This is a genomic window from Enterococcus sp. C65, from assembly GCF_040887165.1.
Lineage (GTDB): Bacteria > Bacillota > Bacilli > Lactobacillales > Enterococcaceae > Enterococcus_B > Enterococcus_B hirae.
Genome location: NZ_JBFOFG010000008.1, coordinates 87,339 through 101,070 on the forward strand (window position 1 = coordinate 87,339; position 13,732 = coordinate 101,070).

Below are 13,732 nucleotides of genomic sequence, written 5' to 3' on the forward strand. Positions count from 1 at the left end.
CAGATGAATATCAGTCTTTCCATCCTTTTTGATCTCTTTTATTTTGGGGAGATGTTTATTCATGAAGTATTTACTCAAAATGATAAAGAGCTGGTGATCGCCGGCAAAAAAATATGTTATATCAAACAGCATATAAATTTTTCAGACTCTTCGATCAAAGATGATCCGAGGTTTCTGATATTAAAGCATGAAACATTGCAGAGAAAGTGGATCGATCCACCGAAGCAATTGATTGATATTTCATGTGCAACAACCTCTGCCTTGATGATTGAATCAGATGCAATAATTGCGATAGATTATCAGGATAATAACTATCAATTGAGTATATATCCTAGTAAAGCACCCGTTTATTATAACCAGCAACTTGTAACAAAAGGTGTATTTACTTTCCAAGTAGGTGATCAGATCGTAGTGGATCAGTGGATTATCGAAAGGCGGGAAAAGCAGTGGCAGATCATCGGTTTAGGTCAAGCGATCCAATTAAATCCATGGGTACTTTCTGAAGTCCCTTATATACCTGAATATCCTAAGCACTTCCCCTTTTTTAGAAGAAGCCCTAGAATCTATCTGGAAGAGCCAAAAGTACAAGTGGAGGTTCGATTACCGAGACACGAAGCAGCTCAGGAGAAACAATCCTTTTTTAAATTGGTTCTCCCGTCTTTAGGCATATTTATCTTAAGCGGAATGTTTCTGTTTTTTAGCAATCGAAACCTTCTTCTGATACTAGGTATGTATGGACTTAATTTATTGACGTCCAGTATCTCTACTATCAATTATTTATTAAATAAAAAGAAAATAAAACGAAAAAAAAGTGAACAAAAAATAACTATCCAACAATATAGAATCAAAAAAGCTTTTGAATTAAACAGGTTACAGCAAAGACAAAAAGAAGTTTTACAGTACATGTATCCTTCTAATGATCAATTAGCACGAATGACAAAGGAATGTCATCCAAGAATCTATGAACGTCGACCAAAGGATAAAGATTTTTTAACTGTTTGCTTAGGAATAGGCGAACGTCCATCCAGTTTTAAAATTGTTAGTTCTTATTTGGATGAGGATCAATGGAACGATGAAATTCTATCCGATTTTATTCGTCCTTATCAAAAATTAAAGAACGCACCTATTGCGATTTCGTTAGCAACTCAGTCAGTGGGGCTTGTCGGTCCATCGAATGTTTTGCAGGAAGCTCTTCAATCTTTACTATTTCAAATTTCTGTCTTGCACTCTTACCAAGAGGTTGAGTTTATCACTCTTCTTCAAGAAAAAGAATATGAAAAAACATGGAAAAATTGGCGTTGGTTACCACATCATACGTTGCGATCCTTTCCACTTAAACAAAGAGGGCTCCTCTTCAATTTAAAAAATCGAGAGTTGGTTTTGAGTGCATTTTATAAGATCCTTTCTAAAAGGAAGCAGCAACTACAACATGCTGATTATCAGAAGATAGCTTTTAAACCAACTTATGTTTTTTCAATTATCACAGAAGAAGGCTTGCGGGAGCATGAAATCAGTGAGTTTTTAACGGAAGAATTAAATCGGTATGGTGTCGTAGTTATTTGGGCGAAGGAATCTATCGATCAGTTGCCTGAAACTGTAACGACGTTAATAGCGTATCAAAGTCAAGATATTGCTATGCTGATCAATCATAAAGAACAACACATTAATCAACCATTTATACCTAATCGTTTACCAACTAGTTATCCACTTGAACAAGCAATTTTTCGCTTAGCTAACTTATTCCATGAAGAAATTGAAAATCAAAATCTGCCAGAAAAAATCAATTTATTAGAGCAATATCAAGTTCAGACTGTTGAGGAGTTAATGATTTCTAAGCGCTGGTTGAACGCAGAGCCAAGTAAGACATTGCGTTCATTGATCGGCTGGCAGAGAAAAAATCAGGGGATCTACTGGGATCTCCATGAACAGGCACATGGACCTCATGCTTTAATTGGTGGCACGACTGGTTCAGGGAAGTCAGAATTTCTGATTACTTATTTAGTGGGATTAGCCATCAATTTTTCTCCTGAAGATGTAGGGATTCTAGTGATTGATTGGAAAGGTGGCGGCCTCGCACAAACAGTAAGTAAGTTGCCACATTTTATGGGTGCGATCACTAATTTAGACCGAGTTGGTACGTCCCGTGCATTGATCAGTATCAAAGCGGAGCTGGAAAAGCGACAAAGGTTACTTGCGACCTATGAAGTAAACAACATCAATGAGTATATGCAGTTATACAAACAACGAAAACAAAGGAACGTTTCTGAATACCCTGATCAGCCGCTGCCTCATCTTTTTCTAGTATCCGATGAGTTTGCCGAATTAAAAGTCAATGTGCCAGAATTTTTGGAGGAGCTGACTTCAGTAGCGCGGATTGGTCGTTCACTTGGCGTCCATTTAATTTTAGCTACTCAAAAACCAGCCGGAGTAGTCAACGACCAAATCGAGGCGAATAGTAAAAGTAAAGTGGCATTGAAAATGGCAAGTGTTCAAGACTCAAAGGAACTTTTACAAACAACAGATGCAGCTTATGTGTCAAGACCAGGGAGGGGTTATCTTAAGGTAGGAGAAAATGACGTCTATGAATTGTTCCAAAGTGGTTATACAAAAGCACCCTACGCACCAAACCAATCTCTTGAAGATGAACGGATCGTTGTTGTGAATGAATTTGGTCAAAAGGAGGTCCTCTTTGCTCCTACAGAAAAAGATTCGAGGAAAGCAGCGGGCAGTATAGTTACGCAATATGAGGCAGTCAGAAGGTTGATTGTACAAACTTTTCAACAATCAACATTCAGCCAACCATCACAACCTTGGTTACCAGAATTACCAACGTGGTTAGTAATACTTGTCTTTAAAGGAAATGAACGGAATACATTAAAGGTTCCCATAGGCTTGTTAGATGTACCTCACGAGCAAAAGCAAAGTCATTATTACTATGATTGCGAGAAAAGTAGTCATACCGTTGTATTCGCTAGTTCTGGATATGGAAAATCTACGTTACTACAAACAATTGTTTTAAGTCTTGCAAGACAAAATACTCCAAATCAAGTATGGTTTCATCTAGTTGATTTTGGTACTAATGGCCTTTTACCGTTGAAGAAGTTGCCACATGTCGTTGACATCGTCACTTTAGAAGAAGAAGAAAAAAGACAAAAAATGTTTGTGAGAATCAATCGATCATTGGCGGAGAGAAAACAACTGTTTAAAGAAAAGGGTGCCACAAATCTCTACCAATACCAAGAAAAAACGAGCATCCAATTACCGATCATTTTTATTATATTAGATAGCTACGAGAGTTTGGGGATAGAGGATAAACGAAAAGATTCCATCGATGAAACAATCGTGCATTTACTAAGAGATGGTGCAAGTTTAGGGATTTATCTTATTCTATCTGCAAATCGTGTGGGGAGTATTCGCCTAAATATGATGAGTCAATTTGCAACAAAGCTGTTTATGTATTTACATGATGAAAGTGAAATCAAACAAGTGCTGGGAAGAGAAGCGATTGTTGCGTTGCCTATTAAAGGAAGAGGGCAAGTGATGCTTGACCGACCAACGATATTACAATTTTATTTACCCACTAATGGTCAAAATGAATCAGAAATATTCGAAAAAATGGAAGAAGAAATAACAAATATAGATCAAGACTGGGTAGGAAAACGTCCTGAAAAAATCCTGATGGTGCCCGAACGGTTAACGCCAAAAATTTTCAGTCAGTTTGTGCGCAATAAAGAAAAAGACTTGGTGTATCTAGGTTTGAATAAGCAAACAGTTGAGGTGGAATCATTTGCATTTTTTCTTGGAAAGCAGCTAGGTTTATTTTTTACTTCCAATGTACAATTGCAGAGGATGTTTTCATGGTGGCTATCACAAATGAAGGATGTGGAAGAAAATGTTATTTTAATCGATGTTTCTGGAACATTGGAGCAAATAAAAAATGAAGTGACTTCGTATTTTAGCTTGCATGATGTCGCAAAACGAAGTGAGAAATTTACTCATTTCTGGGATGAACTGTGGTTCACGCCAAAAACGAGAAAAATCGTAGTTCTTAATGGACTGGCTGATTTCGTGGAAGAAATGGGGTTACTCTCGGGAGAAGTAAGCAAGTTATTAAATAGAGGAAATTCGTGTTTTCAATTCATTTTTATTGATCTGTTAGCGAAAACTGGCAACTTTTATGGTGGAATGACTCAAATAGTAAAAGAAAATGTTTCTCAGATCCTTTTTGGTGGGAGTCTCCAAACTCAAGGATTTGTTGATGATTTTACATTTACAAGAGAAAATAACCCAAATAATAAAAATAGTTTTTACAGTTTAAAGGATGGAAAGTTGGAAATCATAGTAGTTCCTGTCGAAGAAGAGTGAGGGTAAAAATGATACCGCACTAAAAATAATGTACCCGAACAAGAGGGCACGGGTGCATGGGTTAGCTCCAACAACAGAAGGAAGAATTTTTTGTAATAGCTTCTCAAGTGTTCGAAAATTCATGCGATTTCGAGGAATTAATTCTGGAATGTCTATTTGGCAAGAAGGTATGCTCACCATTTATTCATTTTTACACCTAAAAGAGTCTGGGAAGTCCTTTTTTGTCCCAGACTCTTAACGGTAATTTTTTTGAAAACTTCTTCTTATTATTGAAGTTTAAAGCATTTTTTTCTGTCTTTGGCAAAAAACTCAGGATCACTCGTAAATAACGTTGGCATAATAAATAGTTACATTTTTTTTTCGAGTAATTTTAATTCTTGGATCATTGCTTTTTTTCGCGGGTATTTTTCTTTTAATTCTTTGATCAACAATTGAACCGAGATCATGCTGTTTGGTAAAGTAGCCATTTCTTCAATATATCTCACCAGTTTATGATAATGATTCCGAGTAGTCATAGTGTGGGCTATTTTCCGCAATTCATATTCATATTTCTGTAATAGTGCTTCGGGAGTCTGTTTTTTTAAAATATTGAAATAACGATTAGCTTCTTTGATTCCAGAGGTCTCTAACACACGATTCAATAATAGATCATAGCATTTTTCCTGTGAATAAAGTAAGCCAATGTCTTGATGATTATGTAATTCTTGGAACAAACGGTTTCGCAACGATATCCATTCGTCTTTTGAACAAGTTTTTTTCAATTGGTGAACTAGATTCATATCTAATGCATCATTCTCAATCAATAACTTAAAAACTTGATTTATGTATGCTTCTTTTTTTCCTAATTTATAATAGAGTTTTTTTAGAGAATAACGATGAAGTTGAACGAGATCAGGAGATTGACGATCCAAAAGCAGACTCTCCTGTAATACTTTTTCTGCTTCTTTGTATATTCTGTTTTTAAGTAAGTAATTAACATATTGTGTCCTGATAGTAGGGGAGTGCCAGTTTTCTTGGATAGTATGTTGAATTTTTTGCTTGGAATAGTTTAAGTACTCCATTTGTTTAACAGATAAAATTTGTTTCTTTTTTTTCAATCCTCTTTTTTTGTCTGCGGGTTCTTTCTTCAACGAGGAAGCAGATTGTTTCTCATAGTATGCTTGATATTTATTGATATCAAAAGAAGCATCTGAATAAATATATTGTTGAAAACGTTTTGCTAAGTGGTCATTTTCCTTTAAAATCATCTTTAAAAAAGGACGGATTTGTGAATCTTCCGCGTAGGAAACCAAATATGCGCTGTTATTTGCATCTTTCTTTTGTAAGTATTTATTGTATTCGAATAAAACGGCTACTAAATGGGGACAATGATCGTTCGATAAGCAGGGGCAGCTACAAACCATTTTTTCTAAATAAAAGTGGTCAACGAGGTCAATGATTGCATGATAGTTTTCATTACTAGTAATGTTGGCAGTAATCTGTTTTTGCTTAACCTTAAAGTTTTTTACCTGTTCCCCAATAAAATAGGAGTATCCTAAATCTATTGTAGTTTCTAAAAAATATTCTTTCCAGTTGTTCACCTAATCTCCTCCTTTATATTAATTCTTACTTAATAAGTTTAACGGATAAATGGATGAAAAACAGTATTTTTTTGTTGATACGTAAGTTATTTAATTTTAATATAAATGGCTATTTTTAGGTATATTTTTTATAGTAAAATAATTACCAATTGTTGTTTAAAGAAATTTTTTTATTCTTTCGTGATTGTGAGGGCGTTTTTCAATTTCTAATACAGCAATTTTGTGTAGCAAAGAGTCTAACGTGATATGTGACATTTCTTCCTCTACTTTTGCTTGGAGTTGGGTATAGCTTGCCGTCAATGTTTCTTGAATATTCGCACCAACGATACAATTTGGGTTTGTTTTCGGATCCACTTGAATGAGATTAGTATTTCCTTCAATACTTTTATAAATATCTAAAAGTGAAATTTTTTCAGGAGAACGAGCTAAAGAAGGTGCAGCTTTTCCGACTTGCGTAATAATCAAATTCGCTTTTTTTAGTCGGCTCATGATTTTACGGACATTAGCTGCACTGGTTTCAATACTTTTCGCAATCATCTCACTAGATAACATATCGCTATCTTGAAAAATTGCTATGTAGGCTAAGATGTGGATCGCATCGCTCAATTGTAAAGAATATTTCATACTATCCCATTCCTTTCGACGTTTATTCTTGACTTATTTTAACATACTCTTTAAGATAATGGTGTAACTTAAAAATGTACAGGTTTTATTTAAAAAATTTATCAATGTGAAAAAAGGAGTGGTTAGAATGAATTATCTCATTACTGGAGCAACTGGTGGTTTTGGTAACTATGCTATGGAGTACTTAAAACAGCTCGTTCCTCAGGAAAATATCTATGTGTTGGCGCGGAATGAAGAAAAGGGGAAAACACTTGAAGAAAAGGGTTGGAATGTCCGTTTCGGAGATTATGCTGATTATTCTTCTATGAAAAATGCCTTACAGGGAATTGATCGCTTGTTGTTTGTGTCTGGTGCACCTGGTAATCGGCAAGCTGAGCATGAAAATGTTGTGAAGGCCGCAAAAGCAACTGGTGTTTCTTACATTGCTTATACTAGTTTTGCTGATGCCGATCACTCGACCAGTATTCTAGCGCCAGATCATCAGTTTACAGAGAAAGTAATTGCTGATTCTGGAATCGCACATACTTTTTTACGTAATAATTGGTACTTAGAAAATGAATGGCCACTCATTGAACTTGCCTTAAAGAATGGGCGCTTTATTTATTCAGCAGGTGAAGGTAAAACTGGCTGGGCATTAAAACGAGAATATGCCGAAGTTGCAGCAAAGGCACTAGCGAACTTGAACTTTCCAGAAGTTCTTGAATTATCGGGTAAACCGATTACGTATGAAGAACTAGCTAAAGAATTAAAAGAAGTGACAGGCAAACCTATTGATATTGTAGCTACCAATGACCATGAGTTCATCAAAAATTTAGAGGAGGCTGGTTATCCTGAATCTGCTGCACAAATGTTTGCAGCTATTCAAAAAGATATCAAGAATAATCAACTCGATGTTTCCTCAAAAGATTTTGAACAAGCTTTGGGACATCCACTTGTCTCTTTAAAAGATGGACTAGAAGAATTGTTGAACCAATAGTTGTAAAAAGCGGTTGAGACAACGTTTTTAATTTTATAAAACAAGGGTAAATTCTCACAAGTGACAAGAAGCATAAAAATAAGGTTTTTACGGTTGACACTTACCTGCTTACTGTTTCTTATTGAGTTTATTGCTGAAAGTTTAGTCAGTGAAAACCGTGAACAAAAGGTCGTGAAGCATCGTTTAGCTCTGATAACCTTAAGAAAGATTTTTTGGAACCAGTTTTTTGGTTTTGAAAAATTCGGACTTATTTCAAAGAGTAGCTGGTTGAACACTGTTTATTCGTTTTCACACCTATTTAAAGAGTCTGGAATCAGGCTCTTTTTTTGCATTTAAGTGATAAGTAGAAGATTGACTTTTTTGAATGTAATAAAAAAAACACTTACGAGAAAATAAGAAATATGCTACGATACTTTTCGTGACAAATTTAAAGGAGTGGTATAGTTGCCTACAAACAAAAAAGAAGGAATTATTTTTACATCACTAATGTGTTTTCTCATGGTCTTAGGAATGAGTGTGTATAATCTCTGGCTTCATGGGGATTTATATTTTTCAAATCTATTGATTGGTTTAGTTCCAGGATTCATCGTGGCTTTTATTCTAGATGTCTTTATTGTTGGTGTGATTGCGAAAAAAATAGCTTTCAAGTTGCCAGTAAATACAGAAAGTAAATTTCAAATGATCGTAACGATTTCTTGTCTGATGGTCTTAGGAATGGTTACCTGCATGTCGTTGTTTGGTGTTGTGATTGAGCAGGGAATACCTGACCAATTACTTTCAGCGTACCTTACTGCATGGAAAATGAATGTGATTGTTGCATTGCCTTTGCAATTACTAATCGTAGGTCCCATCTCTCGATTGGTATTAAGCACGATCCAAAACTAAAAAGATCTTTTAGATTATAAAAAAAGAGGATGCGACTTGTATAGCATCAAGAGATAAAAGAACTTGCCTAAAATTGCGTATACGCTTATTAGGAAGTTTCGTTTATTTTTTGAATGAGCTACTTCAGTCACATGCTCTTTTTTTTAAGAACAATTAATCAAAAAATGTTTGCATCATTTCACGAACCTGTGTACACCATTGTAGTTCTTGCTGACAAAGTAAAATTCTTCGTTGAATAACGACATAACGTCCAAATTCTTCTTTTTTATTTACTGAAAGATCTGCTAGTTTTGCTTGGTTTTTTTGCATGATTTTGTTTAATTGTTGTTCTCTTGTAAATAAAAGACCCGTCGCTGTTGTTTTATCTAAGGTAGAAAAAGCGTACAGTTTGGCTAAAAATTCATCTTTTTGAGTAGGAGAAGGGGTCTCTTCTTTGATCCATTCTTCTACGATCGCTTTTCCTTCATTGGTGAGGGTATAAATTTTTTTCTGCGAATGTTCTTCGATTTCCAGGACAGAAATATAACCTTTCTGGTCTAATTTAGCCAGTGTCGTGTAAATCTGACTGTGGTGAGCTTCCCAGAAAATGGTGATTAATTGTTTTAGTTCATAACCGGAACGAGGTTTAGACAAAAGAACGCATAATAAGATATAGGCTAAAGTATTCATACGATACCTCCTGGCTGATTTTCTCTTATTATAGCATATTTTTTATTTTTGTTTTTACATGTGCATATTGACATGTAAAATAAATCATGTATGATGCTAGATAGAGAAAGGAATGGGGAATTTGGAGAATCAAATAGAAATCAAAGAAGAACTAACAGAGAATGGACAGGAACAAAGTAAAGGAAAGAATTCAGCGTTAGTAGTCGCTGCGACTTGTATGTTTGCATTTATGGGAGTCGGCTTAGTAGATCCCATTTTAAAAACGATTGCTGCTCAATTAGATGCAACACCTGCCCAAACGACATTATTATTTACGAGCTACATGTTGGTAACGGGAGTAGTGATGTTGTTTACAGGTTTTTTATCGAGTCGAATTGGTTTGAAAAAAACATTGATGGCAGGTTTGGTCATTATTGTTGTATTTGCTGGCTTAGGTGGATTATCCAATGATATTGGTACATTGATCGGATTGCGTGCTGGTTGGGGTGTAGGGAATGCTTTATTTGTTTCAACAGCACTTGCGACTATTGTAAGTATTTTAGTGGGGAACACTGAAAAAGCTATTATGATGTATGAAGCAGCACTAGGCTGTGGGATGGCTGTTGGACCATTAGTTGGCGGCATACTAGGAAGTGGCTCGTGGCGTTATCCTTTTTATGGGGTAGCTACGTTGATGTTTATTGGCTTTTTAGCATTGGCGATTCTTCTTCCAGAGGCAGGAAAACCACAAAGAAAGGTTGGTTTTTGGGAAGGGGTCAAGGCGTTAAGTAATCACAAATTGCGTTCCGTTGGTCTGATTGCCTTATTATATAATTTTGGTTTCTTTACGTTACTTGCCTATGCACCATTCTTATTAGTGGGGTATAGTGAGTTAGAGGTCGGTTTTGTTTTCTTTGGTTGGGGCGTTTTATTAGCAATTGCTTCGATTTTTGTCGCACCAGTACTAGAACAAAAATTCACTACTTACCGAACGATTTTAGCAGCGTTTGTTTTCTTTATTATTTGTTTGGCGTTACTAGGTGCCGGTTCCACTATCCAAATTTTAGTGCCAATCAGCATTGTACTTTCAGGTTTTTTCCAAGGGATCATCAATACATTATTGACAACGATTGCTATGGAGATACCAGGTTTACCAAGAAATGTGGCTTCTTCAAGTTATAGCTTTGTTCGTTTCTTTGGTGGGGCATTAGCGCCATTTATTGCAGGGATCATTGGCGAAAAACTAGGTGAAAGTTATGCTTTTTATTTTGCTGCGATCATTGTCGTAATTAGTGTCTTTTGTATTATTCATCATCAAAATTATTTTGTAACAGATGAAGATCAATAAAAATGAGGTTTTGAAAGAAAGAATAAAAACCGAAAAAAATAGTTAATGATGAATCAAAAAAACCTTGAATTTCACATACTGTGTTTCAAGGTTTTTTTCTGTTATTTGTGACGTTCGATCTACAGTTCTGGTAACTGGTATCGTGAGAGGGTTTATTTTTAACATGTGTTTCAACGAAAAAGGTCAATGAATACACTGTTTTTGTCATAAATCATGTTATGATGAGAATAAGACACAGCCAGTAAAAAGTGAGGAAAAGCGATGATTGAAGAATATTTCAAAGAAGTAGGTATCACGTTGGTTGAACTTCCCATCGAGTTGGTGGATGATCGACCCGTTTATGGTGGTTATCTAAAAGAGCTGCCTGTAATCAATGCGACAGGAGAATCTCGAAAAATCATGCACCAGAAACTAGCGAGTATGTATCAAGCCTATCGTGAACAACTACTTACAGATATGGAAATAGAAAAAGAAAAAACAATGAATCTGTCGACAGAAGAATTGTTAAGATATTATGATGGTGAGACATTCGATGGGTTTGCTATTTTTTCTAACGATAATGAAGATCATCTTGGCTAAAATAAGCTATTATCGACTTAAAGTTACGCTAAATGCGTTTCTTTTAGTCGATAATAGCTTATTTCAATCATTGTAGTTATGAGGCATTCTAGTTAAAGCGCTTGGGTAAGTTATTTTTGTTTAATTGATATTTGAAAGACAAATGGAAAATCCCGGCAATCAATAAAGTGATCGTATAAGCAATCGAATGGTGGAACGCTAGATTGTAATTGATTACAGCTAAAATGCCTAAAGCGAGCATATAACTAACATGTAGCCTTTGAACAATGCCTTTAGGACCAATTTTTTGAAGATAAACTTGCCATTTTTCCTGAGTGGGATTAAAATTTCTTTTTTTTATTTGGAAAAAAGTGGCTAAAATCATCACTCCTATAAAGGCAGCGATGTTTAAAGAAATCAAGTATACTAAAAATATCGTGAAAATTTCGAACATAAAAGTAACCTTTCTAACTAAAAAACTTTTCAAGAATCAAAAAATAAAGAAAAATTTTGTCATATTTTTATTGTGAAGACTAAAATGTTTCGTGTGAAACATTTTAGCGGATTTGACCTTCGCCGTAAATGATATATTTCGTAGAGGTCAGTTCATTCAATCCCATCGGACCTCGAGCATGTAATTTCTGAGTAGAAATACCGATTTCAGCACCAAAACCAAAAACAGCTCCGTCAGTAAAACGAGTTGAGGCATTCACATAAACCGCAGCGGCGTCCACTTCGTTCAAGAAACGTTGGCTTGCTTGGTAACTATCCGTAACGATGGCTTCAGAATGTTTTGTATTATGGCGATTGATATGGTCGATCGCTTCATCTAAAGAATCAACGACTTTCACAGCCAGAATATAGTCTAGATATTCCGTATCCCAATCAGCTTTTTCTGCAAGGGTTGCAGTTTCTAAATATTCCATGGCACGCGTATCTGCACGTAGAGAAACCCCATGTTCTACTAATGCTTTTTCAATAACAGGTAAAAAGAAAGGGGCGATCTCTGAATGGATCAACAATGTTTCTGCAGCATTACAAACAGATGGACGAGAAGCTTTTGCATTGACGATGATATTCGTTGCCATGGTCAACTGAGCATCTTTATCGATATAAATATGATTGTTACCAGTGCCAGTCTCAATGATTGGGACTGTGGCTTGTTCCTTCACTCTTCTGATCAAATTTGCGCCGCCTCGAGGAATCAACACATCTAAGTACTCTGTTAATTTCATTAATTCAGCAGCCGTTTCATGAGATGTATCGTCCACAAATTGAACAGCATAAGGAGACAAGCCAGCATCAGTTAACGTTTGTTGCAGAAGCTTCACTAATAATTGATTGGAAAAGAAAGCTTCCTTTCCGCCTCTAAGAATAACGGCATTTCCTGATTTAAAAGCCAAACTGGCTGCATCAGTCGTCACATTCGGTCTAGATTCATAAATGATTCCGATGACACCAAGTGGGACACGTTTTTTTCCAATCAGTAACCCATCAGCATTCTTCCACATTTGTTCTACTTTTCCAATTGGATCCTCTAATGAAGCGATTTTACTGATTTCTTCAGCCATATCATGGATACGCTCAGGCGTTAAGCGTAAGCGGTCAAGCATCGTTTCGCTCATCTGATTTTCGGTTGCTTGCTCTAAATCTTTCTGATTTGCTTCAAGTATCGCTCCTTGATTTTTTTTGAGCATCAATGCCATCTGTTTGAGAAGGTCATTTTTCTGTTCTGTACTCATCAAAGCAAGAGTTTGGGCGCTTTGTTTTGCATTTTTTCCAAGTTGATTTAAATCAGTCATACGTGTTCCTCCTTAAATAAGGTTCCAAGTTCTTTACCGGCTAAAAGATCGAAGATAATGGTAGGATTTTTTCCGTTTGCCAGGATCATTGTACTGTTGGCTTCAAAAATACGTAATGCTGCTTGTAACTTACTAGACATTCCTCCTGTTCCAAAGGTGCTGCCAGCACCACCCGCTTGTGCCATTAAACACTCGTCAATGACCGAAACAGTTTGATACATCTTTGCATCTGGATTTTTTGAAGGATCGGCGGAATAAAATCCGTCAATATCAGATAAAACAATTAATAAATCTGCTGTGATCAATTTTGTAACGATCGCAGATAGTTGATCATTATCACCAAATTTCGTTGTATGTTCAAGTTCATCGACTGCTACAGTATCATTTTCATTAACGATCGGGATGGTTCCCATTGCTAATAACTGTTCAAGTGTGTTGATCACATTGACTCGACTTTGAGGAAAATCGATCACATCCCGAGTAACGAGGATTTGAGCTGTTTGCTGATTGTAAACACTGAAACGTTGATTATAAATGTTCATCAATTCTGCCTGTCCGATCGCAGCAATTGCTTGTTGTTCCGGGATCGTTGTGGGGCGTGTAGCTTGATTCATTTTGTGCATCCCGACACCAACAGCGCCGGATGAAACTAATACGACTTCTTTCCCTTGATTCCGAAGATCAGACAAGACAAAGGCAAGCTGATCAATCGCAGCGAGGTTGATGTTTCCATTGGGATAGATTAAAGTACTCGTTCCCACTTTAATAACAATTCGTTTGGCTTTTGTAACTTCTTTTCGCATGTGACACCTCTAACTAAATACACGTTTTGATTTCGTTCTATTCTACTTGTTTTACACCATAAAGTCATGTATAAAATTTATTTTTTTATGACAGCAGTATTTTATTCATCTTAACATAAATTAATGAAGAATTTTTTAAGTCG

The 13,732-nt window shown here is 35.9% G+C and carries 11 protein-coding genes; 5 read left to right on the forward strand and 6 right to left on the reverse strand.

Annotated features, from left to right (window positions below; translation table 11 throughout):
- Positions 1-195: 195 nt before the first annotated feature.
- On the forward strand, positions 196-4,365 hold the full coding sequence (gene essC / locus AB3I12_RS10130) for a type VII secretion protein EssC (RefSeq protein ID WP_331245438.1): 4,170 nt from the start codon (positions 196-198) through the stop codon (positions 4,363-4,365).
- Positions 4,366-4,712: 347 nt separating this feature from the next.
- Here the strand turns inward: essC and AB3I12_RS10135 are convergent, their stop codons facing one another.
- Entirely contained in the window at positions 4,713-5,945 is a 1,233-nt protein-coding gene (locus AB3I12_RS10135; protein ID WP_034700067.1) for an SWIM zinc finger domain-containing protein, read from the reverse strand.
- Between the two features lie 156 nt (positions 5,946-6,101).
- The gene (locus AB3I12_RS10140) at positions 6,102-6,569 is read right to left on the reverse strand and encodes an Rrf2 family transcriptional regulator (RefSeq protein WP_010737255.1); all 468 of its coding nucleotides are present in this window, start codon (positions 6,567-6,569) and stop codon (positions 6,102-6,104) included.
- A 127-nt stretch (positions 6,570-6,696) separates the two neighbouring features.
- Here AB3I12_RS10140 and AB3I12_RS10145 point away from each other — a divergent pair, with 127 nt between their 5' ends.
- The gene (locus tag AB3I12_RS10145) at positions 6,697-7,545 is read left to right on the forward strand and encodes an SDR family oxidoreductase (RefSeq protein WP_063627651.1); all 849 of its coding nucleotides are present in this window, start codon (positions 6,697-6,699) and stop codon (positions 7,543-7,545) included.
- Positions 7,546-7,989: 444 nt separating this feature from the next.
- Positions 7,990-8,430, forward strand: coding sequence for a DUF2798 domain-containing protein (locus AB3I12_RS10150; protein WP_063627650.1), 441 nt, complete (start codon positions 7,990-7,992; stop codon positions 8,428-8,430).
- Positions 8,431-8,583: 153 nt separating this feature from the next.
- Here AB3I12_RS10150 and AB3I12_RS10155 read toward each other — a convergent pair whose 3' ends face one another.
- Entirely contained in the window at positions 8,584-9,099 is a 516-nt protein-coding gene (locus AB3I12_RS10155) for a PadR family transcriptional regulator (protein WP_063627649.1), read from the reverse strand.
- A 112-nt stretch (positions 9,100-9,211) separates the two neighbouring features.
- Here AB3I12_RS10155 and AB3I12_RS10160 point away from each other — a divergent pair, with 112 nt between their 5' ends.
- Complete coding sequence (locus AB3I12_RS10160; RefSeq protein WP_368015655.1) at positions 9,212-10,426, forward strand: MFS transporter; 1,215 nt, start codon at positions 9,212-9,214, stop codon at positions 10,424-10,426.
- A 261-nt stretch (positions 10,427-10,687) separates the two neighbouring features.
- Positions 10,688-11,005 (forward strand): hypothetical protein, encoded by a 318-nt coding sequence (locus AB3I12_RS10165; protein ID WP_010737260.1) that lies wholly within the window; start codon positions 10,688-10,690, stop codon positions 11,003-11,005.
- 88 nt (positions 11,006-11,093) lie between these two features.
- Here AB3I12_RS10165 and AB3I12_RS10170 read toward each other — a convergent pair whose 3' ends face one another.
- The 3 genes from AB3I12_RS10170 to proB all read right to left on the reverse strand — a co-directional run bounded on the left by AB3I12_RS10170 (position 11,094) and on the right by proB (position 13,589).
- Positions 11,094-11,438, reverse strand: coding sequence for a hypothetical protein (locus tag AB3I12_RS10170; RefSeq protein WP_010720642.1), 345 nt, complete (start codon positions 11,436-11,438; stop codon positions 11,094-11,096).
- A gap of 103 nt (positions 11,439-11,541) precedes the next feature.
- Positions 11,542-12,786, reverse strand: a complete 1,245-nt coding sequence (locus tag AB3I12_RS10175) for a glutamate-5-semialdehyde dehydrogenase (RefSeq protein WP_034700060.1) — start codon at positions 12,784-12,786, stop codon at positions 11,542-11,544.
- The gene (gene proB, locus AB3I12_RS10180; RefSeq protein WP_010720640.1) at positions 12,783-13,589 is read right to left on the reverse strand and encodes a glutamate 5-kinase; all 807 of its coding nucleotides are present in this window, start codon (positions 13,587-13,589) and stop codon (positions 12,783-12,785) included. Before proB ends, AB3I12_RS10175 begins: the two co-directional genes overlap by 4 nt.
- Between the last annotated feature and the right edge of the window lie 143 nt (positions 13,590-13,732).